Origin of the sequence: Inhella sp., assembly GCF_041912635.1 — a bacterium.
Lineage (GTDB): Bacteria > Pseudomonadota > Gammaproteobacteria > Burkholderiales > Burkholderiaceae_C > Inhella.
In genome coordinates this window covers 67,031-92,060 of record NZ_JAYRMO010000011.1, presented here as the reverse complement: position 1 = coordinate 92,060, position 25,030 = coordinate 67,031, and the positions used below count along the sequence as shown (strand labels likewise).

At 69.3% G+C, this 25,030-nt stretch carries 21 protein-coding genes; 9 read left to right on the top strand and 12 right to left on the bottom strand.

The features are described 5' to 3' along the window. Positions 1-24 precede the first annotated feature (24 nt). Positions 25-480 (top strand): Lrp/AsnC family transcriptional regulator, encoded by a 456-nt coding sequence (locus ACE3QP_RS08640; protein ID WP_374435221.1) that lies wholly within the window; start codon positions 25-27, stop codon positions 478-480. Between the two features lie 14 nt (positions 481-494). On the opposite strand, the gene ACE3QP_RS08635 is transcribed toward ACE3QP_RS08640, so the two are convergent. Next, positions 495-1,361: a pirin family protein gene (locus tag ACE3QP_RS08635; protein ID WP_374435220.1), complete on the bottom strand. Its 867-nt coding sequence runs from the start codon at positions 1,359-1,361 to the stop codon at positions 495-497. A 68-nt stretch (positions 1,362-1,429) separates the two neighbouring features. On the opposite strand from ACE3QP_RS08635, the gene ACE3QP_RS08630 reads away from it, so the two are divergent. Both ACE3QP_RS08630 and ACE3QP_RS08625 read left to right on the top strand, forming a co-directional pair. Then, positions 1,430-2,029, top strand: coding sequence for an NnrU family protein (locus tag ACE3QP_RS08630; protein WP_374435219.1), 600 nt, complete (start codon positions 1,430-1,432; stop codon positions 2,027-2,029). A 28-nt stretch (positions 2,030-2,057) separates the two neighbouring features. Then, on the top strand, positions 2,058-5,117 hold the full coding sequence (locus ACE3QP_RS08625) for a fused MFS/spermidine synthase (RefSeq protein WP_374435218.1): 3,060 nt from the start codon (positions 2,058-2,060) through the stop codon (positions 5,115-5,117). On the opposite strand, the gene ACE3QP_RS08620 is transcribed toward ACE3QP_RS08625, so the two are convergent. Further along, positions 5,118-6,089, bottom strand: coding sequence for a 2-dehydropantoate 2-reductase (locus ACE3QP_RS08620; protein ID WP_374435217.1), 972 nt, complete (start codon positions 6,087-6,089; stop codon positions 5,118-5,120). It abuts the gene before it with no gap. Positions 6,090-6,147: 58 nt separating this feature from the next. Between ACE3QP_RS08620 and ACE3QP_RS08615 the strand changes: the two genes are divergently transcribed. Next, on the top strand, positions 6,148-6,582 hold the full coding sequence (locus tag ACE3QP_RS08615; protein ID WP_374435215.1) for a VOC family protein: 435 nt from the start codon (positions 6,148-6,150) through the stop codon (positions 6,580-6,582). Here the strand turns inward: ACE3QP_RS08615 and ACE3QP_RS08610 are convergent, their stop codons facing one another. The 3 genes from ACE3QP_RS08610 to pyrF all read right to left on the bottom strand — a co-directional run bounded on the left by ACE3QP_RS08610 (position 6,583) and on the right by pyrF (position 9,049). Next, positions 6,583-7,311, bottom strand: coding sequence for an esterase (locus ACE3QP_RS08610; protein ID WP_374435214.1), 729 nt, complete (start codon positions 7,309-7,311; stop codon positions 6,583-6,585). 10 nt (positions 7,312-7,321) lie between these two features. Continuing rightward, positions 7,322-8,113 (bottom strand): amino acid ABC transporter substrate-binding protein, encoded by a 792-nt coding sequence (locus tag ACE3QP_RS08605; RefSeq protein ID WP_374435213.1) that lies wholly within the window; start codon positions 8,111-8,113, stop codon positions 7,322-7,324. Between the two features lie 111 nt (positions 8,114-8,224). After that, positions 8,225-9,049 (bottom strand): orotidine-5'-phosphate decarboxylase, encoded by an 825-nt coding sequence (gene pyrF, locus ACE3QP_RS08600; protein WP_374435212.1) that lies wholly within the window; start codon positions 9,047-9,049, stop codon positions 8,225-8,227. 42 nt (positions 9,050-9,091) lie between these two features. Between pyrF and ACE3QP_RS08595 the strand changes: the two genes are divergently transcribed. Next, complete coding sequence (locus ACE3QP_RS08595) at positions 9,092-10,006, top strand: GNAT family N-acetyltransferase (protein WP_374435211.1); 915 nt, start codon at positions 9,092-9,094, stop codon at positions 10,004-10,006. Here ACE3QP_RS08595 and ACE3QP_RS08590 read toward each other — a convergent pair whose 3' ends face one another. Together ACE3QP_RS08590 and purB are read right to left on the bottom strand one after the other, a co-directional pair. Continuing rightward, positions 10,007-10,354 carry a translation initiation factor Sui1 gene (locus ACE3QP_RS08590; RefSeq protein ID WP_374435209.1) on the bottom strand — a complete coding sequence of 116 codons (348 nt, stop codon included), beginning with the start codon at positions 10,352-10,354 and terminating at the stop codon, positions 10,007-10,009. Continuing rightward, positions 10,351-11,724 (bottom strand): adenylosuccinate lyase, encoded by a 1,374-nt coding sequence (gene purB, locus ACE3QP_RS08585; protein WP_374435207.1) that lies wholly within the window; start codon positions 11,722-11,724, stop codon positions 10,351-10,353. The genes ACE3QP_RS08590 and purB overlap by 4 nt, the downstream gene beginning before the upstream one ends. A gap of 252 nt (positions 11,725-11,976) precedes the next feature. Here purB and ACE3QP_RS08580 point away from each other — a divergent pair, with 252 nt between their 5' ends. Beyond that, on the top strand, positions 11,977-12,606 hold the full coding sequence (locus ACE3QP_RS08580; RefSeq protein WP_374435273.1) for a glutathione S-transferase family protein: 630 nt from the start codon (positions 11,977-11,979) through the stop codon (positions 12,604-12,606). 8 nt (positions 12,607-12,614) lie between these two features. On the opposite strand, the gene ACE3QP_RS08575 is transcribed toward ACE3QP_RS08580, so the two are convergent. Both ACE3QP_RS08575 and ACE3QP_RS08570 read right to left on the bottom strand, forming a co-directional pair. Further along, a complete protein-coding gene (locus ACE3QP_RS08575) occupies positions 12,615-13,280 on the bottom strand; it encodes a hypothetical protein (RefSeq protein WP_374435206.1) in 666 nt (221 codons plus the stop codon). 97 nt (positions 13,281-13,377) lie between these two features. Continuing rightward, positions 13,378-15,048, bottom strand: a complete 1,671-nt coding sequence (locus tag ACE3QP_RS08570; RefSeq protein WP_374435204.1) for an FMN-binding glutamate synthase family protein — start codon at positions 15,046-15,048, stop codon at positions 13,378-13,380. Between the two features lie 90 nt (positions 15,049-15,138). Between ACE3QP_RS08570 and sppA the strand changes: the two genes are divergently transcribed. From sppA to metW, 3 genes are all read left to right on the top strand, one after another. Beyond that, positions 15,139-17,013, top strand: coding sequence for a signal peptide peptidase SppA (sppA, locus tag ACE3QP_RS08565; RefSeq protein ID WP_374435203.1), 1,875 nt, complete (start codon positions 15,139-15,141; stop codon positions 17,011-17,013). 151 nt (positions 17,014-17,164) lie between these two features. Further along, positions 17,165-18,298 carry a homoserine O-acetyltransferase gene (locus tag ACE3QP_RS08560; protein ID WP_374435201.1) on the top strand — a complete coding sequence of 378 codons (1,134 nt, stop codon included), beginning with the start codon at positions 17,165-17,167 and terminating at the stop codon, positions 18,296-18,298. After that, entirely contained in the window at positions 18,295-18,861 is a 567-nt protein-coding gene (metW, locus tag ACE3QP_RS08555; protein ID WP_374435199.1) for a methionine biosynthesis protein MetW, read from the top strand. Before ACE3QP_RS08560 ends, metW begins: the two co-directional genes overlap by 4 nt. Positions 18,862-18,867: 6 nt before the next feature. On the opposite strand, the gene ACE3QP_RS08550 is transcribed toward metW, so the two are convergent. From ACE3QP_RS08550 to ACE3QP_RS08540, 3 genes are read right to left on the bottom strand one after another with little or no spacing between them, the layout of a single operon-like run. Then, a complete protein-coding gene (locus ACE3QP_RS08550; protein WP_374435197.1) occupies positions 18,868-19,911 on the bottom strand; it encodes an adenylate/guanylate cyclase domain-containing protein in 1,044 nt (347 codons plus the stop codon). Next, positions 19,895-20,245: an Hpt domain-containing protein gene (locus ACE3QP_RS08545; protein ID WP_374435196.1), complete on the bottom strand. Its 351-nt coding sequence runs from the start codon at positions 20,243-20,245 to the stop codon at positions 19,895-19,897. Before ACE3QP_RS08545 ends, ACE3QP_RS08550 begins: the two co-directional genes overlap by 17 nt. After that, on the bottom strand, positions 20,242-25,023 hold the full coding sequence (locus ACE3QP_RS08540; RefSeq protein WP_374435194.1) for a GAF domain-containing protein: 4,782 nt from the start codon (positions 25,021-25,023) through the stop codon (positions 20,242-20,244). The genes ACE3QP_RS08545 and ACE3QP_RS08540 overlap by 4 nt, the downstream gene beginning before the upstream one ends. Positions 25,024-25,030 lie beyond the last annotated feature (7 nt).

Genomic DNA, 25,030 nt, shown 5'->3' with positions numbered 1-25,030 from the left:
GAACCGCATCAAATAGGGAAAACCATGAGTTCCGCCGCGAGCACCACACTGGACGCCCTGGACCGCCGCCTGATCGCCCTGCTGCAGGCCAATGCACGCGCCGCCACGGCCGACTTGGCGCGCCAGCTCGGTGTGGCCCGCACCACCGTGGTGGCACGACTGGCGCGGCTGGAGAGCAGCGGCGTCATCGTGGGCTACACCGCGCGCCTGGCCGCCACCGAAGGCGGCCAGGGCGTGCAGGCCTTTGTCAACCTGGCCGTCAGCGCCAAGGCGGCGCGCGCGGTCATCGAGCGCCTGTCCTTGATGCCCGAACTGCGCCAGCTCGCCGCCGTCAGCGGCGAGTTCGACTACCTCGCCGTGCTGCGCGCGCCCTCAACCCAGCGGCTCGATGCCCTGCTCGACGAGATCGGCGAGATCGACGGCGTGCTACGCACCACGACCTCGGTGTTGCTGGCGATGAAAGTGGACCGGGTGGCGTGAGGGCCGAGCCGCCCTCAAGCGCGCCAAGGGGGCGCCTCGATCCGGCCCGTCTCCCCAGGGATGGCCGGAAATTCCCCGGCTGCCCAGCGCGCTGCCGCCCGGCCCAGGGTTTCGCGCTCATAAGCCACGAAGTTCCACCACATGCGCGGTGTTTGCGGCAGCGCCGCTCCGCCCAGGATCACGGCCCGCGCGCCAGCCGGCCCGGCCTGCAGGCGCAGGGGCTGCGGTGGCAGCAGCGCCAGCTGCTCGGCCGGCAGCGGCTGGCGGTCCAGCTGCAAGCCACCCCAGGGCAGGTAGAGCGCCGATTGCTCCGCCAGCGACGGCAGCTCCAGCACCGCGCCGGGCTCCAGCTCCAGATCCACGTACAGCGTGGGCCAGACCGTGGGCAGCGGGCTGCTGGCGCCCATCGCGCTGCCCACCAGCACACGCAGGCGGCCCCCAGCTAGCGGCAACTCGGGCAGGGCCGCGGCGGGCAGATGCCAGAAGGCCGGTTCCAGTTCGGTCTGCCCGGGCGGCAGGGCGGCCCAGAGCTGCAGCCCGTGCAGCCGGCGCGGCTGGCTGCGCAGATCGAACGGCGTGCGCTCGCTGTGCACGATGCCTCGGCCGGCCTGCATCCAGTTCAGGTCGCCCGGCGCGATGTCCTGCACCGTGCCCAAGCTGTCGCGGTGCGTCAACCGGCCTTCGAACAGGTAGCTGACGGTGGCCAGCCCGATATGCGGATGGGGGCCGACATCGCTGTGGACCTCGGCCGCCAGCTCGACCGGACCGAAATGGTCGAGAAACACGAAGGGCCCGACCGCGCGGGCCTGCGCGGCCGGCAGCAGCCGGCGCACCTGCAGGCCGCCGGCCAGATCGGTGCGATGACCTTGGATGAGTTGCACGGTTTTCCCTCCTGTGGCCGAACGCGCGCTGCCCCTACATTGCGCCACCGCTTGGTGAAGGAGATGCAATGGAACGGGCCTGGATCCTCTTTGTAGCCGGCTTGCTGCTGTTTCTGGGCAGCCATTCGCTGCGCCTGTGCGCGCCGGCCTGGCGCGAACGCCAGCTCCAGCGCCTGGGCGACAAGACCTGGAAGGGCCTGTACAGCCTGGTGTCGATCGCCGGCTTCGGCCTGCTGGTCTGGGGCTATGGGCAGCTGCACACGCAGCTGGCGCCACTGTTCCTGCTGCCAGAGGGCGCCGCGCGCGGCCTGCGCCACTTGGTGGCCCTGCTGGTGCTGCCGGCCTTCTGGCTGATGGTGGCCGCCTACGTGCCGCGCAACCACCTCAAGGCGGCGCTGAAGCACCCGATGACGCTGAGCGTCAAGCTCTGGGCGCTGGCGCATCTGCTGGTCAACCACACCGCGGCGGACCTGCTGCTGTTCGGCGGCCTGCTGCTCTGGTCGGTGCTGCTGTTCCGCAACGCCCGTCGCCGTCCGGCCCCTGCCGTGGCACCGGGAAGCTGGCCGGGCACGCTGGCGGTGCTGGTGCTGGGCACCGGGGCCTATGCGGTGTTCGCCATGGTGCTGCACGTGCGCTGGATCGGGGTGGCCCCGTTCTTGCAGGGCTGACCCAAGCCCAAGTCATAGGAACCCCACCATGCATGCCAGCACGGCTGAAGCACTGCCCCAGCCCGCGATCCGCCTGCAGAGTGACGCATTGCGTCTGCTCTTGCTGACGCTCTTCGTCCTCTCCGGCTTCTCGGCGCTGATCTACCAATCCATCTGGACCCACTACCTGGGCCTGATGCTCGGCCACGCCGCCTATGCGCAGACTCTGGTGCTGATCATGTTCATGGGCGGCATGGCCCTGGGCAGCTGGTGGGTCAGCCGGCACACCCTGCAGATCCGCCGCCTGGTGGGCTGCTACGCCGCGGTGGAGGCCGCGATCGGCCTGCTGGGGCTGATCTTTCACCCGCTCTTCAATGCCGTGGCGAACTGGAACCTGGAGCAGGCTCTGCCCGCTCTGGGCAGCCCGGGCCTGGCTGCTACTTGGCAATGGGCCAGCGCCGCTGCGCTGATTGCCCCGCAAACCGTGCTGCTGGGCGCGACCTTTCCGCTGATCGCGGCCGGTGTGCTGCGCGCCTTCCCGGGTGCCGGCACCAGTGCCCAATTGGGCGGCCTGTACTTCACGAACGGCATCGGCGCCGCGCTCGGTGCGCTGACTGCCACCTTCCTGCTGCTGCCGGCGGTGGGCATGCAGGGCGCCTTGCAGGTGGCCGCAGTGATGAACCTGCTGCTGGCAGCCACCACGGCCTGGACGAGTGGCGCACTGCATGAGGGCAACCGTCCCTTGCCGGGCGCCGCCAATGCGAGCGAACCCGCCAGCGCCCCCAGTGCCGAGCTGCCGCGCCTGCGTCGCGCGCTGCTCTGGGCCACTTTCGGTTCCAGTGCGGCCTCCTTCGGCTATGAGATCGGCTGGGTGCGACTGCTGAACCAGGCCCTGGGCACGACGCTGCATGGCTTCGAGCTGATGCTCGCCTCCTTCATCGCCGGTCTGGCGCTCGGTGGACTCTGGGTACAGCGACGCGGTCCGCGCATCGGTGATCCGGTGCGCTATGCGGGCTACGTCCAGGTGGCGATGGGCGTCGCCGCACTGCTCTCGGTGCCCGTGCTGGCCGGCAGCTACTCCTGGGCCGGCTGGCTGGTCGGCAGCCTCACGCCCAGCGATGGGGGCTACACGCTCTACAGCCTGGCCACGGCGTTCACGGCCATGGTGGTGATGTTGCCGGCGGCCTTCTTCGCGGGCATGACCTTGCCCCTCTTCACGGCCGCGCTGTTGCGCGAGGGCGGTAGTGAGCGCGCCGTGGGCCAGGTCTACGCCGCCAATACCCTGGGTGCCATTGCCGGGGTGGCACTGGCGGTGCACCTGCTGGTGCCCCAGATCGGCGTGGTGCTCAGCCTGCTGGTGGCGGCCACGGTGGACGTGCTGATCGGCCTGGTGCTGCTGCGCCGCTTCGGCCCACCGGAGTGGACCTTCGGCAGCGGCTTGGCCGCGCTGGGCTCCCTGGGCGTGCTGGCCGTGGTGATGGTCGCCGGCTTGCCCAATCCCCTGCATCAGGCCGCAGGCGTGTTCCGCAGTGGTTTCAATCCGGCCGCCCTGGGTGAGCTGGTGTTCTTCAAGGATGGCTCGACGGCGACCATTTCGGTGCGTGCACATGGTGACAGCCTGAATATCGCCACCAATGGCAAGCCTGATGCCGGCGTGAACCCGTTCGACAAAGTCCCCAGTCCAGACGAGATCACGATGCTAATGCTGGGTAGTCTTCCTCTGGCCGCCCACCCTGCCCCACGAAGAGTCGCACTGATTGGCTGGGGATCGGGCCTCAGCACGCACACGGTGCTGGGCTCACGCAGGCCAGAACAGGTCGACACCATCGAAATCGAGCCGGCCATGATCGAAGGGGCGCGCAGCTTTCATCCGCGCAACGTGCGTGCCTACAAGGACCCGCGTTCCCACGTCCGCCTTGAAGATGCACGCAAGTTCCTTTCGGTCCAGGGAGAGGCCTACGACGTAATCGTTTCAGAGCCCTCAAACCCATGGGTCAGCGGCGTCTCCAGCCTGTTCACCCAGGAGTTCTATCGCTTGGTCCGACGTCAGCTCAGCACCGATGGAGTGCTGGTGCAGTGGATTCACACCTACGAGATGTCGGATGCCCTGCTGGCACAGATGCTGGCCGCCCTGATCCAGCAGTTTCCGAATAGCGAGGTATATCAGGCGAATGCAGGTGACTTGGTAGTACTCGCTCACAAGGGCCGTCGGCACGGCTTGAATGCGCACCCCTGGGAAGAACCGGAGCTGGCCTCCGAGTTGCAGCGCGTCGGACTGGGTTCCAGAAACGATCTGGAGGCCCGCCGCCTTGGCGGCCCGACGCTGCTGCGCACCTTCGTCCGGCAGTTCAATGCGCCCATCCACAGCGACTTCTGGCCTACTGTGGCGCTGCAGGCTCCCGCTGAGCGCTTCAAGCGTAAGACGGCCTTGACCATGGGCCGCGCTGCGCTTGGTGGCGCACCCCTATTACGGGTGCTCGATTGCCGGGAACCGCTCGAAGAAGCGGAGCCCGTCCTCCAAGTCAGCGGGGCGGACAGTGTGGGCATCGCGTACCGTCAGGCCAGACTGGCGCGACGGGCATTGCTGGCACGTGAACGCGATGCGCAGCTCCCGGAGCTCAACCCAAGCTTGGCGACCGACATCGATGCCCTGCTGGCGCAACGCAGTGGCTTGGTGCGCTTTAATGCCCGACAGGCGCAGGCGCAGCTGAACACCTTGGCTCTCGCCACGTTCGGACAGTTGGATAGGCCCGGCCTGCAGGAGCTGTGGAGCGAAGCGTTCTGGGGGCGAGGAGCCGAGTGGCAACCCGACCGAGCCACGCAGACCCTGCTCCGCCTCTTCGGCACTGTGAGCCGTTCGGACTGGGCAGCTGCGCATGCCGCCGCACAGTCACTGGTCAGCGGGCCCAACAGTGGCCTCCAGGCGTCAGCCAGAGATCTCGTGCTCACACTCGGTTTGCTAAGCCTCGCGGCCCAAGGCGACTTGAGCGAGGCCTCGGCCTGGCACGATCGACATCACCAGCACTACATCCGTCCCGAATGGCGCGCGCTGGCCGACTTCACGCTGACCTGGGCCCGCCACGAACCTCGGTGCCAGCCGGCGAAATGATCAAGCCGCCGCCAGGCTCCCATCCAGTAGCCTGGCCAGTCCGTGCAGGGCATCGAGCATCGGCGTGGCCACGCCCACGCGCTGCGCGATCTCGCGGGGTGCCGCCAGCAGGGCATCGATCTCCAGGCGCCGGCCGGCCTCGCGGTCCTGCAGCATCGAGGTCTTGAAGGCGCCCAGACGCCGCGTGATGGCGTGACGCTCCTCGGGCGTGTGCGGCACCGGGCAGCCGATGGCCGCGCCCACCGCCGCCAGCTCGTGCATCGCCGCGTCCGTCAACGCCAGCACCTGCGGGTCGTCGAGGATGCGGTCGGTGGTGGCACCGGTCAGGGCCGAGATCGGGTTGGTGGTGGCGTTGCCCCACAGCTTGTACCAAAGGTCCTGGCGGATGTTGGCGCTGGCCTTGGCCTCGAAGCCGGCCTGCAGCAGCAGGCTGACCAGCCCGGCCTCGGCCGCGCTGCCGGCCGCATTCGGGTCGCCCACCAGCAGGCCCTGGCCCATGACATGGCGCACCAGGGCTGGTTCGGGGTTCTGGCAACTGGCGTGCACCACGCCGCCCAGCACCTCGGCAGCGCCCAGCTGGGCCAGCAGACGCCCCTCGGGGTCCAGGCTGCGCAGCGCCTCGTTCTGCAGCGCCGGCAGACCATCGGCGAACCACCAGGGCACGCCATTCATGGCGGTCCAGACCTTGCCCTCAGGAGCCCGCAAGGCCGCGGCCAGCGGCACCGCCTGCGCCGCCGCCTGGCCCTTGACGGCCAGGATGACGAGATCGTGCAGACCCAGTTCCTCGGGCCGATCGCTGGCCGGCAGCTTCAGGTTGCGCTCCACGCCCGCTTCCTGGATGCGCAGGCCGCGCTGCTGCAGCGCCCGCAGGGTGGCCCCACGCGCCAGCACGGAAACGGCCACGCCCGCATCGGCCAGCCGCCCCGCCAGCCAGCCCCCAATCGCCCCACAACCCACCACGGCCACACGCATCACTCAACTCCTTCGGACAATGCGCGCCAGTTTCCGCGATCCCCTTGATGGAGCCTTCATGAAATACCTACACAGCATGGTGCGCGTGCGCGACCTGGATGCCTCGCTGAAGTTCTATGTCGATGCCCTGGGCCTGCACGAGGTGCGGCGCAGCGAGCATGCGGCCGGCCGCTTCACACTCGTCTACCTGGCCGCCCCCGGAGACGAGCAGGCCCAGGTGGAGCTGACCTACAACTGGCCGGATGAGAACGGCCAGGTCGAGGACTACGGCGGCGCGCGCAACTTCGGCCACATCGCCTACGGGGTGGACGACATCTACGCCCTGTGCGAGCGCCTGCAGCGGCATGGCGTCACGATCCTGCGGCCGCCGCGCGACGGCCGCATGGCCTTCGTGCGCTCGCCCGATCAGATCTCGATCGAACTGCTGCAGAACGGCGCCGCGTTGCCGCCGGCCGAACCCTGGGTGTCGATGCCGAACACGGGCAGCTGGTGATCAGTGCCGCTGCGGGCGCGTGAGCGCCTGCTGGTCCGCCTGATCCATCTCCGCCGCCGTCTGCACCGCCTCTCGCCACAGCCGCGCCGGGATGAAGGTGCGCAACTGGTGCAGGGCGCGTTCGACCAGGCGTGGGTCCATCTCGTGGTGCACGCCGGGCAGCACATCGGCCGTCACGTCGGCTCCCAGTTCCACCCAGGCCTGCGCGGCGTCCACCACGTGGCGGTAGCTGATCTCTTCGTCCAGCACGCCATGCAGCAGGTGCAGGCAAACGCCCTCGGGGGCCTGGCTGGGGCGGCGCAGCGGGGCGGCGCCGAAGCTGAGCACCCGGCCAGCCAGCTCGGGTTCGCTCTGCACGGCCTCCAGCGCCATCAGCCCGCCTTGTGAGAAGCCGGCCAGCGCCACGCGCGGCCAGGCCAGGTTGAAGTGCTGCGCCCAGGCACGTACGCAAGCCACGAAGCTGGGCAACGCGCTGGCCACGCCGGCCACCATGCCGAAATGCTGTTCGTCGAACCACTGGTAGCCGTGCAGCACCTCACTGCCCAGGCGCTGCGGCGCATTCAGGCTCAGCACGGCGGCCTGCGGATAGGCCGTGTGCAGGGTCTGCGCCAGGGCCTGCATCTGGCTGCGATCGGCACCGGCGCCGTGGAACAGCAGGAACAGCAGCTCCACCGAGCCGCTCGCGGGCAGCAGGGGTTCAGCGCTGGGGTCGGGGAAGGGCGTCGTCACGGGTCGGCTTTCAAGGAACAGGCATGCGTTCGGGGTCGAGCCACAGGGCCTGGTGCTGCAGCGGGGTCTCCGGGGGCAGCAAGGGGTTTTGCAGGCGGATCAGCCGGCGCTCATGCAGGCGGGCGGCACGCACGGCGGTGCCATGGTGGCGCCAGAAGTGGCGCTCGAAGCTGCCGTCCTTCGCCATGGCGAGCAGGCCCTTCTCCACCCGCGCCGCCAGCTTGCCGTCGGCGCGGTTGAAGAAGAAGTAGTAGGGCATCGGGTAGTGCAACGCGAAGCTGTCCTCAATGGCCAGCTCGGGCATGTCGGCCACACGGGCCTCCAGCTCGGTGAAGACCTCGTTCACCCCGCGCGGGAACAGGTCGATGCGTCGGTTGCTCAGCATCGTGAACAGGCCCTCGTAGTGGCCGCCGCTGACGGTCAGGCCCTGGGAGCGCAGGATGTCCGTGTCCACCCAGGTGCTGCCCTGCCCTATGACGAAGCGTTGCAGATCCGCCAGGCTGCGCACCTTGCTGAATTCCGGCTGGCGGTCGCGCCGGATCAGCGCCAGCCGGAAGCCCAGCAGGCCACGCCGCGTGGGGAAACGCACGGGCAGCAGGCGCTGCTCCTTCTCCAGCGTGGTGGCAGACCATTGCACGCGCAGGCTGTGCCCGCGCTCCAGCTCCAGCAGCTGGCGCGGCTGGGTCATGAACTGCAGGCTGGGCTGCAGCTCAAACGGGCCGTGCGTGGGCACGGTGCGCTCCAGAGCGGCGCGCAGCAGCGCCACCATGTCGGCAAAGCGCAGGTCGCGGGGTGACTCCATGGCCGGATACACCACCCGCTCCACCCCCTGAGCGCGCGCGTGCACCCAGGGCCCGCAGGCGGCGGCCGCCCCCAGCCAAGTGCGACGGCTCAGCTGCCTGGGCGTCATCGCTCAGCCACGCGCCTGGGCCAGCTCGGCCTGCGTGCGCTGCGCTACGGCCCGCGCCGCCGCGCCCAGGTTCTCGACCGTCTTGCCCGCATAGAGGATGGCGCGCGAGCTGTTGACGAGGATGGGCGCATCGGCGCGCCAGCCTGCGCGCACCGTAGCCTCGGCATCACCGCCCTGCGCACCCACGCCGGGGATCAGCAGCGGCACGGTGGGGGCCAGCTCGCGCACGCGGGCGATCTCGGCCGGGTAGGTGGCGCCGACCACCAGGCCGAGCTGGCCGGGCACGCGCGCCCATTCGTGCTGCGCGCGCCGCGCCAGCTCCTCGAACAGGCGCGGTTGTCCCTCCACATCGGCGAGCGGCCGCATCTGCCAGTCGTCCCCACCGGGGTTGCTGGTGCGGCAGAGCACGAAGACGCCGCGGTCGGCGTAGTCCAGATAGGGCTCGATGGTGTCGTAGCCCATGTAGGGCGAGAGCGTCACGGCGTCCGCCCCGTAGCGCACGAAGGCCTCACGGGCGTACATCTCGGCCGTGGCGCCGATGTCGCCGCGCTTGGCATCCAGCACGATCGGCAGCTGCGGCGCCACTTGGCGGATGTAGGCGATCACGCGCTCCAGCTGATCTTCGGCGCCGTGCGCGGCGAAGTAGGCGATCTGCGGCTTGAAGGCGGCCGCGAGGTCGTGCGTGGCGTCGACGATGGCGCGGCAGAAGTCTTCGATGCGGCTGGCATCGCCTTGCCACGCGCCCGGGAACTTGGCGGGGTCCGGATCCAGGCCCACGCAGAGCAGGGAGTGGCGGGTGGCGGCTTGCAGGCGCTCGAAGAAACTCATGAGGAATGGCGGCGGGGTGGAGGTTCGGTATTGTCCGGCCCCATGCTCATCCTTGAAACCGACCGCCTGCGCCTGCGCTGGTTCCGCCCCGAAGACGCGGGCTTTTTGCTCGGCTTGATCAACGAACCCGCCTGGATTGCCGGCATCCGCGACAGCGGCGTGCGCACCGAGGGGGCGGCGCGGGATTGGATGCAGGGCCGCTTGCTCGACCTCTACTGGCGTGACGGCCACGGCTTCTGGATGGTTGAGCGCAAGGCCGACGGCGAGCCCCTGGGCATGTGCGGCATCTTCAAGCGCGACACCCTGCCCCTGCCCGACCTCGGCTACGGCCTGCGCGCCCAGCATGCCGGCCAGGGCTATGCCCGCGAGGCGGCGCGCGCCTGTCTGGACTATGCGCAGCGGGTGCTGGGGCGCGACGAGCTGCTGGCCATCACCTCACCGACCAATGAGGCCAGCAACCGCTTGTTGCGCGATCTGGGTTTTGCCGAGGAAGGCGTGGCCGAGGGCGGCCCCGATGGCCCGACGCTGAACTGGCGCTGGCGCGCCACGCCGCCGCCGGCGAACGATGCGCAGGCGCAGATCGACGCCCTGGTGCAGCGCTTCTTCGCCGCCTTCGACAACCGCCAGGGCGCCATCGCCCCGGTGGCCGCCTTGCCCGCCCTCTTCCTGCCTGAAGCCCGCATCACGGCGCCCGGGCAGGCGCCTTGCGACGTGCGCGAATTCGTCGAGCCGCGCGCGCTGCTGGTGCAGGGTGGCCGCCTGCGCGAGTTCCACGAATGGGAGCTGGAGCAGCAGACCGTGATCGACGGAACAAGCGCCCGCCGCGAGCTGCGCTATGCCAAGCAGGGCCTGCTGGATGGCCAGCCCTATGGCGGCTGCGGAACCAAACAGCTGGAGCTGGCGCAGGACGGCGAGGGGCGCTGGCGCATTGCCAGCCTGCGCTGGCAGGACGACTGATCAGCCCCCAGCCTTCTTGGGCTTGTAGCCATGCTGGGTCAGCCAGGCCAGCACACGCTCCACATGGTCGCCCTGCACCTCCACCACCCCGTCCTTGCAGGTGCCGCCCGTGCCGCAGGCGGCCTTGAGCTGCTTGGCCAGCTGCTGCAGCGGGCTTTCAGCCAGCGGCAGGCCGCGCACCGTGGTCACCGTCTTGCCGCCGCGGCCGCCGGTTTCGCGGCGCACGCGCACCTGCCCATCGCCCAGCGGCGCGCCGCTCTTCTTGCAGGCGCAGGCGGCCACGGCCTTGCCGCAGCCCGGGCACAGGCGCCCGAGCTCGGTGCTGTAGACGGGGCGGGAGGCGCTCAAATGCGGGCGGCCAGCGCGGCGGCCTTGCCGGTGTAGCCGCCCGGCGTCAGCGCCAGCAGGCGCTGCTTCTCGGCGTCCGGCAGGGCCAGGCTGTGGATGAAGTCCTGCATCAGCTGCTGGGTGATGACCTTGCCACGCGTGAAGGCCTTCAGCTGCTCATAGGGCTCGGGCAGGCCGAAGCGGCGCATGACGGTCTGCACCGGCTCGGCCAGCACTTCCCAGGCGGCGTCCAGGTCGGCCGCCAGATTGGCCGGGTGGGCCTCCAGCTTGCCCAGGCCCTTGGCCAGGCTGTCGTAGCCCAGCAGGGTGTAGCCCAGGGCCACGCCCATATTGCGCAGCACGGTGGAGTCGGTCAGGTCGCGCTGCCAGCGGCTGATCGGCAGCTTTTGGCTCAGGTGGGTGAGCAGCGCATTGGCCAGGCCGAAATTGCCCTCGGCGTTCTCGAAGTCGATCGGGTTGACCTTGTGCGGCATGGTCGAGCTGCCGACCTCGCCCTCCTTGGTCTTCTGCTTGAAATAGCCCACCGAGATGTAGCCCCAGATGTCGCGGCTCAGGTCGATCAGGATGGTGTTGACGCGCGCGAAGGCGTCAAACAGCTCGGCCATGTAGTCGTGCGGCTCGATCTGGATCGTGTACGGGTTAAAGGCCAGGCCCAGCTCCTGCTCGATCACGCGCTTGGCAAAGGCTTCCCAATCGACGTCCGGGTAGGCGCTCAGGTGCGCGTTGTAGTTGCCCACCGCGCCGTTCATCTTGGCCAGCAGCTGCACCCCATCGATCACCGTTCGGCCGCGCTGCAGGCGCGCCACCACATTGGCAATCTCCTTGCCCACCGTGGTCGGGCTGGCGGTCTGGCCATGGGTGCGGCTGAGCATCGGCAGCTCGGCCAGCTCATGCGCCATGGCCTGCAGCTTGGCCACGATGCCGTCCAGCGCCGGCAGCATCACCTGCTGGCGCGCGGCCTTGAGCATCAGGCCGTGGCTGGTGTTGTTGATGTCCTCGCTGGTGCAGGCGAAGTGCACGAACTCACCCTTGGCGCTGAGCTCGGGCAGGCCCGAGGCGGCGAACTGCTGTTTGATCCAGTATTCGACCGCCTTCACATCGTGGTTGGTGGTCTTCTCGATGTCCTTGATGGCCTGGGCATCGGCCGCGCTGAATTGCGCCACGCGCTGGTTCAGCCAGGCCCGCGCGGCGGCGGAGAGGGGCGGGAACTCCGGCAGGCCGGCGTCGCTCAGCGCCATGAACCAGGCCAGCTCCACCTGCACGCGGCGGTGGATCAGCCCGAACTCGGACAGCAGGCCACGCAGACCGGTCATGCGGCCGGCATAGCGGCCGTCCAGGGGGCTCAGGGCAGTCAGGGCGGAGAGTTCCATGGCGCGCACGGCCGCTGAAGGCCGCGTTGAGGGCAAAGCCCGCGATTTTAGGGAGAACCCTGGCGCCGGCCGCGCGATCCGGAGGAAGCGGCCGAGCATTCTGAACACCAGCACAGCTTCGCCAAGACCCTTTGATGACCGCGCGTTGCGGCCCCCAAACAGGTGGGCGCTCTAGGGGCGAGGCCCCAAAACCCCCTGCATAGAATCGCCGCGACCGGCCTCGTGCCGACCTCGCTGTCCTCTATGTCCTCCATGAAACTGATCGGCTCTACCACCAGTCCCTTCGCCCGCAAGGTGCGCGTCGTGTTGGCCGAGAAGAAGTTGGACTACCAGTTCGTGCTGGAGGACGTCTGGGCCAGCGACGAGATCCAGAAGTTCAACCCGCTGGGCAAGGTGCCGGCTCTGGTGATGGAGGGCGGACAGGACTCGATCACCGGCTCGATGTTCGACTCGCGCGTCATCGTCGAGTACCTCGACAACCTCTCACCCGTGGGCAAGCTGATCCCCGACAAGGGCCGCGAGCGCGCCGAGGTGCGCACCTGGGAGGCGCTGGCCGATGGCGTGCTGGATGCCGCCATCCTGGTGCGCCTGGAAAAGACTTGGAATGGCCGCAGCGAGCCGCAGCGCAGCGCGGCCTGGATCGAGCGCCAGATGGGCAAGGTGCACGCCGGCCTGGCTGCGATGGACCAGGCCCTGGCGGACAAGAGCTGGTGCGCCAGCAACCACTTCACGCTGGCCGACATTGCCGTGGGCTGCTGCCTGGGCTGGCTGAGCTTCCGCTTCCCCGAACTGGGCTGGCAGGAACAGCACGCCAACCTGGCGCGCCACCTCGACAAGCTGTCGCAGCGCCAGAGCTTCCAGGACACCGTCCCGGCGCTCTGAGCGCCGTCTCAGGCCGCGTCGAGCAACTCGCGCGCGGCCCAGTCGGCCGTGCAGCGCTGCGCCAGGCGCAGCACCTGGGCGGTGCGGCGCTCCACCTCGGCCACTTCCAGCCACCAAGCGCGGGCAATCTCCACCGCCAGCCAGCCATGCGCCAGCAGGCTCAGCAGGGCCTGCTGGGCCTGGCTGATGACGCCGGAGCCGGTGGCCGGCTTCGGGTCCAGGGCCAGCGAGCGCAGGCAGGCCACCGAAGGCGTCAGGCGCGGTGCGCCCAGGCGCTCCAGCAGCTGGCGGGCCAGCGCAGGGCTCAGGCGCATGCGGCCTTCCATCAGGTCTTCCAGCGCATTCAGCAGGCCGCCGCCCTTGGGGCCTTCGACGTGGTAGCCGCGCGCACCGGCCAGCAGGGCATCGATCAGCAGGGGCTCGTCGGCGCCGGGCACCAGCACCAGGGTGCGGATGCGCTGACCGCGCAGCTGCTGGATCAGGCGCGGCACCGCACCATCGAGCACGCGCAGATCGGTCACCAGCACATCGGGCTGCAGCAGGGGGATGCGTTCACGGGCTTCCCGCCAGCGCTGGGCATGACCCGCCAGTTCCCAATCCATGTCAGCCAGCAACTCGGCCTTGCTGAGCTGCAGAGGCGAGTCGGAGTGACGCAGGAGGAAGACTGATCGCATGGTGGGCGGGGTGGGTGCGCGATTGTGGGCGTCGAGCCCGCTCTGACCCATCCCACAAGCCGGGGGCCCACCCGGGCATGGGGGTGTCAGGTGCCTGTCAGGCCGCTGGGGCCAGCGCACGGCCGTGCAGCTGGGCCGGCAGCGGCCCCTGCGGCGCAAAGCTGTCCGGGCTGGCCAGATGCCAGTAGGCCTGGTAGACGGCATGGGGCAGATCGCCATTCAGCAGGCAGCCGGGCGCCAGGAAGGGCAGCAGATTGGCCAGCAGGCGCACGTCCTGGCCATTGACGCGGCGCACGATGTGGGCGGCGGTGATCTCGCTGGGGTGATGCAAGCCGGCGGCCTGCACCAGCTCCTTCAGTGCGAACAGGGTGTTGTGGTGGAAGCGGTAGACGCGCTCGGTCTTGTCGCCCACCACCAGGGCGCGCTGGCGCAGCGGATCTTGCGTGGTGACGCCGGTGGGGCAATGGCCGGTGTGACAGGCCTGGGCCTGGATGCAGCCGAGCGCGAACATATAGCCGCGCGCGGCATTGCACCAATCCGCCCCCAGGGCCATCAGGCGGGCGATGTCGAAGGCCGAGACCACTTTGCCGGCGCAGCCGATGGCGATCTGGTCGCGCAGGTTCAGGCCCATCAGGGTGTTGTGCACCAGCAGCAGTCCCTCCTGCAGCGGCGTGCCGACATGGTTGGTGAATTCCAGCGGCGCTGCGCCGGTGCCGCCCTCGCCGCCATCCACCACGATGAAATCCGGCGTGATGCCGGTACTGAGCATGGCCTTGCACAGCGCAAACCATTCCCAGGGGTGGCCGATGCAGAGCTTGAAACCGACCGGCTTGTCGCCGGAGAGATCGCGCAGGCGCTGGATGAAGTGCATCAGCTCGGTGGGCGTGCTGAAGGCGGAGTGCGAGGCCGGCGAGTTGCAGTCCACCCCCACCGGCACACCGCGTGCGGCGGCGATCTCGGGGGTCACCTTCGCCCCCGGCAGCACGCCGCCATGGCCGGGCTTGGCGCCCTGGCTGAGCTTGATCTCGATCATCTTGACCTGCGGGTCGCGCGCATTGGCACTGAACTTCTCGGCGTTGAACGTGCCGTCTTCGTTGCGGCAGCCGAAGTAGCCCGAGCCGATCTCCCAGATCAGATCGCCGCCGTTGACGCGGTGGTGCACGCTGATCGAGCCCTCGCCGGTGTCATGCGCAAAACCGCCCTTCCTGGCGCCGGCGTTGAGCGCCTTGATGGCATTGGCGGAGAGCGAGCCGAAGCTCATGGCCGAGATGTTGAACACCGAGGCCGAATAGGGCTGGGCGCGGCCCTCGCCCACGGTGATGCGGAAGTCGTGCGAAGCGATCGCGGTGGGCAGGAGCGAGTGGTTGATCCACTCGTAGCCGCCGGCGCTCACGTCCAGCTGGGTGCCGAAGGGGCGCTTGTCGGGGTCGCCCTTGGCGCGCTGGTAGACGAGCGAGCGCTGCTGGCGCGAGAAGGGTACGGCCTCGTTGTCGCTCTCGATGAAGTACTGGCGGATCTCTGGGCGGATGAATTCCAGGAAGAAGCGCAAATGCCCGATGACGGGGTAGTTGCGCAGCACCGCACGTCTGGTCTGCAGCACGTCGCGCAGGCCCAGCAGCACCAGCGCGGCGAAGGTCAGCGCCAGCCAACTGCCCTGCGCGCCAATCACCCAGGTGAAGGCCGTGAAGGCAAGGCCGAAGCCGCAGCCCAGCCAAGCCAGGTAGCGCAGCGGGAACTGCTGGTTCAGGGACTTCAGCAACTTCTGCATGGGCGGCTCCGCAGGGAATGCGGGCCATGCTAGGCGGCCTGCCGCAGACGCCCGCTCCCTAGAATCCCGCGCCGCTACCAAGGGATTGCCATGGCCATCAAGTCCGTACTCGCGCCCGTCGGGCGCTTTATCGCCCGCGCCTGGGCCTGGCTGGACACCAGCCGTCGCTTCTTCTTCAACCTGCTGTGGCTGCTGATCCTGATCGCGCTGGTCTCGGCCCTGCTCAAGCGCGACCCCGAGCCGCTGCAGGACAAGACCACGCTGGTGCTGAACCTTCAGGGCCGCCTGGTGGAGCAGCACTCCGGCAGCCCGCGCGAGCGCCTGGAGGCCGAGCTGCGCGGCAACGACACCGACCAGACCCAGTTGCGCGACGTGCTGCGCGTGCTCCAGCACGCCGCCCAAGACGCCAAGATCAGCCAGCTGCTGCTGGACCTGAACGGCTTTGCCGGCGGGGGTCAGGCCGGCCTGCATGAACTGCAGCGCGCGCTCACCGAGTTCAAGAAGAGCGGCAAGAAGATCGTGGCCTATGGCGACGGCTTCGACCAGCGCGGCTACCAGCTCGCGGTCCTGGCCGACGAGATCTATCTGCACCCCATGGGCATGGTGCTGCTGGAGGGCTTTGGCCGCTATCGCAACTACTACAAGGACCTGTTCGAGCGCGTCGGCGTCAGCGCCAATGTGCTGCGCGCCGGCAAGTACAAGAACTTCGGCGAGCCCTACTTCACCAACGGACCTTCGGACGCCACCAAGGAAAGCGAAGGCGCGCTCTATGGCGACCTGTGGCAGCGCTACCTGGCCGGTGTGGAAGCCGCGCGCAAGCTGGAAAAGGGTGCCGTCACCAGCTACATCGAGACCCTGCCCGCCCGAATGGCCGAGCTCAAGGGTGACACCGCCAAGCTGGCCCTGGAGGCCAAGCTGGTGGACGGCATCAAGAACCGCGACGAGGTGCGCGCCCTGCTGATGGGGCGCGGCGCCAAGGACGAAAAGGGCCACAGCTTCCGTCGCGTCGACTTCAAGCAGTACCTGGCCCACGCCAAGGAAAAGCCGGTGCACGGCAAGCATGTGGCCGTGGTGGTGGCCGAGGGCGAGATCGTGGACGGCAGCGCCAACCCCGGCCGCGTGGGCGGCGACAGCACCGCCGCCCTGGTGCGCCAGGCGCGCGAAGACAAGAACGTCGCCGCCGTGGTGCTGCGCGTCAACTCGCCGGGTGGCTCGGCCTTTGCGAGCGACCTGATCCGCCGCGAGCTGGAGCTGACGCGCAAGGCCGGCAAGCCCGTGGTCATCTCGATGGGCGACGTGGCCGCCTCGGGCGGCTACTGGGTCAGCATGGATGCCGACGAGGTCATCGCCCACCCCAGCACCGTCACCGGCTCGATCGGCGTGTTCGGCATGCTGCCCACGGCCGACAAGCTGCTCGAAAAGCTGCCGGTGCACACCGGCGGCGTGGCCACCACCTGGCTGGTGGGCGCCGGCGACCCGCGCCGCCCGCTGGACCCGCGCGTGGCCCAGGCCGTGCAGGCCGGCATCGACCGCATCTACCTGGACTTCATCGCCAAGACCGCCACGGCGCGCAAGAAGACGCCCGAGCAGATCGACGCCGTGGCCCAGGGCCGCGTGTGGACGGGCCAGCAGGCGCTGGAGGTGGGCCTGGTGGACCGCCTGGGCCTGTTGGACGATGCCATTGCCGCCGCCGCCAAGCGCGCCAAGCTGGAGGGCAAGCCGGCGGTGCAGTATGTGGAGAAGGAGCGCAGCTTCATGGCCCGCGTGGTGGAGGACTTCGGCAGCAGCCAGGCCGCCCACGCCGCCGCCTGGGTGCGCACAGCGCTGGACCTGCCGCGCCTGCCCGCGCCGATGCGCGAAGCGGCAGCCGAGCTGAGCTGGCTGACCGAGGCCCAGCAGGCCGTGCCCGGCCAGGCCAAACTGCCCGGCAGCGTGCATGTGCACTGCCTGTGCACGGCCCCTTGAGCCCCAAACCCGGGCGGCCTCGTTAAGATGCCGCCCTTCAGCGCCGATTTGAACCAGATTGCGGGCGCTCAATAAATGCCGCTAAAGAGGGACTCCGAAACCGGCGTCCGCAACTCGACCAGCGGCGCCGGTTTTGTTTTTGGAGTTCCCCATGCCCTCAGCCTCCCTGGGCCAGGTGCAGCCGCAAACCCTGCGCTTTGACACGCCGCTGCCGCTGCGCGGCGGCAGCGCCTTCGGCCCCTACGAGCTGAAGGTCGAAACCTATGGGCAGCTCAATGCCGCCAAGAGCAACGCAGTGCTGGTCTGCCACGCGCTGAACGCCAGCCACCATGTGGCCGGCGTGGCCGAAGACGGCGCCATCGGTTGGTGGGACAACCTGATCGGTCCCGGCAAGCCGCTGGATACCGACCGCTTCTTCGTCATCGGCGTCAACAACCTCGGTTCCTGCTTCGGCTCCACCGGGCCGATGCACGCCAATCCCGCCACCGGCAAGGCCTGGGGGGCGGACTTCCCGGTGGTGACGGTGGAGGACTGGGTCGACGCCCAGGCCCGCGTGGTTGATCACTTCGGCATCACGCAGCTCGCCGCGGTGCTCGGCGGCAGCTTGGGTGGCATGCAGGCCCTCTCCTGGGCCATCCGCCACCCCGAGCGCCTGCGCCACTGCCTGGCGATTGCCACCGCGCCCTGCCTGTCGGCGCAGAACCTGGCCTTCAACGAGGTGGCGCGGCGCGCCATCGTCACCGACCCCGACTTCCACGGCGGCCACTACTACGAGCACGGCGTACTGCCGGCACGCGGCCTGAAGGTGGCGCGCATGCTGGGCCACATCACCTACCTGAGCGACGACGTGATGGACGCCAAGTTCGGCCGCGAACGCCGCGCCGAGACGCCGCTGTTCTCCACCCAGGAAGTCGAGTTCCAGATCGAGAGCTATCTGCGCCACCAGGGCGACAAGTTCGCCGGCTACTTCGACGCCAACAGCTACCTGCTGATCCAGCGCGCGCTGGACTACTTCGACCCCGCGGCCGAGTTCGGCGGCGAGTTGGCGCGCGCCTTTGCGCGCGCGCGCTGCAAGTTTCTCGTCGCCAGCTTCACCACCGACTGGCGCTTCTCGCCGGCGCGCTCGCGCGAGATCGTGCAGGCCCTGCTCGACAACAACCTGGACGTCAGCTACGCCGAGATCGACGCCCCGCACGGGCACGACGCCTTCCTGCTCGAGGACCCGCGCTACCACCAGCTGCTGCGTCACCGCTTCAACCAGATCGCCCGCGAGGTGCGCGCATGAAAGCCATCCTGGACTTGGTGCCCCAGGGCAGCCGCGTGCTGGACCTGGGCTGCGGCAGCGGCGAACTGCTGGACCGGCTGATCCATGAGAAGGCCTGCAGCGGCTATGGGGTGGAGCTGGACGACGCCAAGCTGCTGGCCTGCGCGGAGCGCGGCGTCAATGTGCTGCAGCTGGACCTGGAAAAAGGCCTGGCGATGTTCAAGGACCAGAGCTTCGACGTGGTGCTGCAGCTGCAGACCCTGCAGCAGGTGCGCCATGCCGAGGCGATGCTGCGCGAGACCGTGCGCGTGGGCCGCATCGGCGTGGTGAGCTTTCCCAACTTCGCGCACTGGCCCAATCGCCTGCAGGTTCTGGCCGGCCGCATGCCCGTCACCCGCACCCTGCCCTACCAGTGGTACGACACACCCAATATCCGCGTGGGCACGCATGCCGACTTCGCACTGCTGTGCGAGCGCCTGGGCATCCGCGTGCTGGACAGCTTCGGCCTGCAGGGCGAGCGGCGCATTGACCGCGGCGCCAACTGGCGCTGCCCGGTGGCGGTGTTCGTCATCCAGCGCGCCTGAAGGCCCTCAGAGCAGCAACGCGAAGGTTGGCACCGGCTCGGCCAGGCCCTTGAAGGCCAGCGCGCCCAGCTCCTCGGTGCGGAACTCCGGCACCAGGGCCTGGGCGGTCGGGGCATCAAGCAGCACGCTGAAGTCGGTCTGCTTGGTATGCGCCTCCAGCCGCGCGGCCAGGTTCACGGTGCTGCCGATGCAGGTGTAGGTGGCGCGCTGCTGGGTGCCGGTGTAGCCGGCAATCATGGCGCCGCTGGCGATGCCGATGCCGATGGCGATCGGCGCCTTGCCCTCGGCCGCGCGCTCGGCGTTGTAGAGCTGGATCAGCTCCAGCATGTCCTGCGCGGCGCGCGCGGCGGCGCGCGCCGGCTGGGCCAGCGGCAGGGGCGCGCCGAAGATCGCCATCAGGCCGTCGCCGATCATCTGGTTCACCACCCCGCCCTGGCCGCTGATGGCGTCGAACATCAGCGTGTAGTAGGTGTTGAGCAGCTCGATGCTTTCCTCGGGCGCCTGCGTGTCCACCATGCGGGTGAAGCCGCGAATGTCGGCAAACATCACCGTGCCCTGCACATGGCGGCCGCCGAGTGAAAAGCCGCTGTCCTGCAGGTCCTCGGCCACCTCGCGGGTGGCAAAGCGGCGGATGAGCTCCTTCTGCTGGTCACGCAGGCGCTTCTTTTCCAGGCTGGAGCCGATGCGGGCCTTCAGCAAGGTGGGGTTGACCGGCTTGGGCAGGTAGTCCTCGGCCCCGAGCTCGATGCAGCGCACCACATGGGCCAGACCTTCGAGGGCGCTGGTGATGATGACCGGCAGGTCGCGCAGCTGGCGGTCGGCGCGCAGGCGCTCCAGCAGCTCGAAGCCGTCCAGCTCGGGCATTTCCATGTCCAGCAGCAGCAGGTCGAAGGCCTCGCGCTGGAGCAGCTCCAGCGCCACGCGGCCGTTCTCGGCGCAGGTCACCTGATGCCCCTGGATCTCCAGATTGCGCGTCAGCAGCAGGCGGTTGACCTTGTTGTCCTCGGCCAGCAACAGGCGCGCTGGCCGCCCCTCAAGGGCGGCGGCCATGGCGCAGCTCCTGCAGGGCGGCAGCACTGCGCTGGTAGAGCGCATCCAGCGCATCCAGCGCCGCAGGCTCCACCGGCAAGCCACCCAGCTCCAGCGCACGCGCCGCCTCGGCCAGAGGCTGGGCGCCGAAGGACAGGCTGTTGCTCTTGATCGAATGCGCGGTGCGCCGGAAGGCCTGGGCATCGGCCTGGGCCAGCGCGCCGCGCAGCCCGGCCAGCATGCGCGGCGCCTCTTCCAGGAAGGTGCCAACCAGCTCGTGCACGAATTCGGCGCCGGCGGTCTGCTGCAGCTCGGCAAAGGTGTCGGGGTCGACCAGGGTGCGGATGTCGCTCATGGCGAGGCCTCCTCTCGGACGGGTTGGGCCGCAGCGCGGCAGAGCGACAGGGCCTGGACCAGGGCCTCGACGCGGATCGGCTTGGTGACGTAGTCGTCCATGCCCGCGGCCAGGCAGGCCTCGCGGTCGCCCTGCATGGCGTTGGCGGTCATGGCGACGATGCGCGGCCGCGCCGTCGCCGGCCAGCGCTCGGTGATACGGCGGCTCGCTTCCAGCCCATCCATCTCGGGCATCTGCACGTCCATCAGCACCACGTCATAGCCCTGGCGGGCGACGGATTCCACCGCCTCCAGCCCATTGCTGGCGACATCGGCCCGGTAGCCCAGTTGGCTGAGCAGGCGCAGCGCCAGCTTCTGGTTCACCAGGTTGTCTTCGGCCAGCAGGATGCGCAGCGGGTGGCGGCGGCCGAGTTCGGCGTCCAGGCGCGGCGCCGTGCGGATGGCTTCCACGGCAGGCGCCTCGCCCAGCAGGGTCACCAGGGTGTCGAACAACTGGCTCTGGCGCAGCGGCTTGTGCAGATAGGCGGCGAACACGCCCTCCTCATCACCGACCTCCTTGCGCCCCAGCGAGCTGAACAGCACCAGCGGCAGCTGCGGGCGCAGCGTGCGTAACTGGCGTGCCAGCGTCAGGCCGTCCGTGTCGGGCATGTGCATGTCCAGCACGCCCAGGTCAAAGCCCGCGCCGGCCTGTACGGCCGCCAGCGCGGCCGCGGCACTGGCGTAGTCCTGCGGCACCATGCCCCAGCGCGCCGCCTGCAGGCTGAGCACGCGGCGGTTGGTGGCGTTGTCGTCCACCACCAGCAGGCGGCGGCCCTGCAGCACGGGTTGCGGGCCGAGGAATTCGCGCCGCCCGGCCGGCGCCGGCAGGGCGCTGGCCGGCGCCTGGATGCGGAAGAAGAAGCGGCAGCCCTGGCCGGGGCCGGCGCTTTCGGCGCGCATGCTGCCGCCCATCAGCTCGGTCAGGCGGCGGCTGATCGCCAGGCCCAGGCCGGTGCCGCCGTACTTGCGCGTGGTCGAGCTGTCGGCCTGGCTGAAGCTCTGGAACAGGCGCGCCATGCCGGCCGCGCTGATGCCGATGCCGGTGTCGCGCACCTCGAACTCCAGCTCGCCGGGCCGCGGCGCGCGCACGCTCAGCACCACTTCGCCCACGTCGGTGAACTTGACCGCATTGGCCAGCAGGTTCAGCAGCACCTGGCGCAGGCGCGTCACATCGCCCAGCACCGCCGCGGGCAGCTCGCCCTCGAATTCGTAGGCCAGATCGAGGCGCTTGTCGGCCGCGCGCGCGCTGACGAGATCGAGCGCGGATTCGACGCAGTCGCGCAAATCGAAGGCCTGGCGCTCGATGTCCATGCGGCCGGCCTCGATCTTCGAGAAGTCCAGGATGTCGTTGATGATGGTCAGCAGGGCCTCGCCGCTGTCGCGGATGGTGTGGGCGAAGTCGCGCTGCTCGGGGCTGAGCGGGGTGTCGAGCAGCAGACCGGTCATGCCGATGACGGCATTCATCGGCGTGCGGATCTCATGGCTCATGGTGGCCAGGAAGGCCGACTTGGCTTCGTTGGCGCCCTCGGCCGCTGCCCGGGCCTCGCGCGCCTCGGCAAACAGCTGGGCATTGCGGATCGCCACGCCCACACCGGCCGCCAGGGTGCCGAGCAGGTTCTGGTCGGCGGGGGTGAAGCGACCCTCGCGCTGCGTGCTCTGCACGCTGAGCACGCCGATGGCGCGCTCGCCCACGCGGATCGGCACGCCCAGGTAGCTGGCGGCCTCGGCGCCGAGTTGCTCGGCACCGAGCCGTTCGGCGGCAGCATCCACGTCCTCGTTCAGCAGCAGGGCCTGGCCGGTCTCGATGATCTTGCCCGTCAGGCCCTCGCCCGCGGCCTGATCGTCCAGCACCTCGCCGTGGGCGTAGGGGAAGCGGATGCAGCCCGCCGCCTCGTCCAGCAGCGCGATGTAGGCGATGTCGGCCTTGAAGGTCTCGCGCATCTTCTCGCCCACGCCCTGGATGAGTTCGCCGAGGTCGATGCTGGAGGTCAGCGACTGGCCGAGGGCGTTGACGGTGGCCAGTTCGTCGGCGCGCTGCTGGGTCTGCTGGAACAGGCGCGCACTTTCGAGCGCCACGCTCATGCTGCCGGCCAGGGTGGTGAGCAGGCGCACATCGGCCGCGCTGAAGGCGTGCTCGCGATCGACGTTGTCCAGGCCGATCAGGGCCACCACCTCATCGCCCACCAGCACCGGCACGCGCAGCAGGCTTTGCGCGCTGACGGTGCCCGGCACCGTCAGGCGTTCGATGCCCAGCTTGGCCATCGCGGCATCCATGTCGGCATTGATCAGCAGCGGCGCGCGGCTGTGGATCAGGTGCAGGGCCAGGGTGCTGAGCGGCCCGTCGGGCACCTGGTGGCGTTGGCCCCGCTCCAGCAGGTAGGCAAAGTGGCGGCGGTTCTCGGCCAGGCTGACTTCGGCAATGCTGATGCTCTGCGAATCGAACAGCTCGCGCAGGCGTTCGCCCACCAGCTCGTAAATGGCTTGGGCATCGAGCTTGTTGGCCAGGCCCTGCTGCACGCCGTTGATGACCGCCAGCTCGGCAGCGCGCGCATCGGTCTCCTGCAGCAGGCGCTGGGTCTCGTCGAACAGGCGCGCGTTCTCCAGCGCCACGCCCATCGAGGAGGCAATGGTCTGCAGCAGGCGCACTTCAGCTTCGCCGTAGGCGTGCTCGCGCTCGTGGTCCTCGGTGTCGATGATGCCGAGCACGCGGTCGCCGACGATCACCGGCACCTTGAGCACCGACAGGGCCTGATCGGTGCCCGGCATCACGGCGATGCCGATCGCCTCCATTTCCGCCACGGTACCGAACACCAGGGGTTGCCGGCTGGCCTGGATGCGCGCCCAGCTGCCGTTCGGCGCCGGTTCGCTCGGCGGCACATGCAGGCGCTGGTCATGCTCCACGATGTAGAGGTTGTGCAGCAGATTGGTCTGCGGGTCGTGCCAGACGATGCCCAGGTTCTCGGTCTTCAGCAGCTCACGCAGCTTGTCGCCGACCAGCTCGACGATGCCCTGGAAATCCAGCGAGCCGGCCATGCCCCGCTGGATGCTGTTGATGACCGCCAGCTCGGCGTTGCGCTGCTCGGTTTCCTTCAAGAGGCGCTGGGTCTCGTCGAAGCGCAGGGCCGACTGCAGGGCCACGGCCATCGACGCGGCGACAGTCTGCAGCAGGCGCACCTCGGCCTCGCCATAGGCCTGCTCGCGCTGGTGGTTCTCCATGCCGAGCAGGCCAAGCACCTGGTCGCTGGCCATCAGCGGCACATAGACGGCGGACTTGGCGCGGTCGGTGCCCGGCATCACGCCCAGGCCCAGGCCCTCGCTCAGCGAGTTGCGCACATAGGGTTGGCGGCTGCGCGAGATCTGGTCCCAGGTGCCGCCGGGCACCGGCGGCGCCGGCGCGATCTGCAGGCGCTGCCCATGCTCGACCTCGTACAGGCAATGCATCTCGCCGCGCACGGGGTCGAACCAGCGGATCGCGATGTCCTCGCTCTCCAGCACGCGGCACAGGGTCGCGCCGACCAGCTCGACGATGCCCTGGAAATCCAGCGCACCGGCCATGCCCTGCTGGATGCTGTTGATGACCGCCAGCTCGGCGTTGCGCTGCTCGGTCTCCTTCAAGAGGCGCTGGGTCTCGTCGAACAGGCGGGCGTTTTCCAGGGCCACGCTGAGGCTGTTGGCCAAGGTCTGCAGCAGGCGCAGGTCGGACTCGCTGAAGGCCTGCTCGTGCTCCATGTCGATCAGGGAGATCAGGCCGTGCACGGTGTCACCCGTCTTGAGCGGGAAGAAGGCGACCGACTTCTCCAGTTCGGAACCCGCAAGGATGTAGCTGCCCAGCGCCGCCATGGCCGTCGCCATGTCCCGCTGGACGACCAGGGGCTGGCCGGTGGCCTGGACCTGCGCGCTGACACCCCGCTCGGCCCAGGGCTCCGAAGCCACTTGCAGGCGCACACCCCGCTCGTAGATGTAGGGGAAGTGCTCCATGCGTGTGGCGGCGTCGAAGATGCGGATGCCCACGTCGCGCCCGCCGAACACCTCGCGCAACTTGTCGCCCACGGCTTCGTAGAGGCGCTGCAGGTCCAGCTCGGCCGCCAGCGCGGCCTGCACACTGTTGATGACCGCCAGCTCGGCATTGCGCTGCTCGGTCTCCTTCAGCAGGCGCTGGGTCTCGTCGAACAGGCGGGCGTTTTCCATCGCCACGCCCATGGCGCCGGCCAGGGTCTGCAGCAGGCGCACATCGGCCGCGCTGAAGGCGTGCTCGCGCTCCAGGTCAACGAGATTGAGCGCGCCGCAGACCTGCTGGCCGCTGCGCAGCGGCACCATCACCAGGGCCTTTTCGCTCTGGGTGCCCGGCTGGGTGGCGCCGCTGTAGCGGCGGTCGGCCGCCTCGATGTCCTCATTGACGACGATGCACTCGCCGGTGCGCAGCACATGCGCGAAGTAGCCCCGATCCAGCAGCGGCGAGGGCGCCAGGTGCAGGCGCTGGCCGCCTTCCACCAGGTAGACCCAGTGCACCTGGCGCAGCTGCGGGTCGAGGATGCGAATGTTCAGGTCGCGGCCGCCGAAGATCTGGCGCAGCTGCTCGCCCACACGCTCGTACAGCGCGTGAAGGCCCAGCTGGGCGCTCATGGCCTGCTGCACGGTATTGACCACCGCCAGCTCGGCACGGGCCTGGTGCAGCTGCTGCAGGGCGTCGTCGAGCGAGACCGGCGGTGCTGCGGCGGGTTCGGGGTCGGCCAGAGTCATTCTCAGC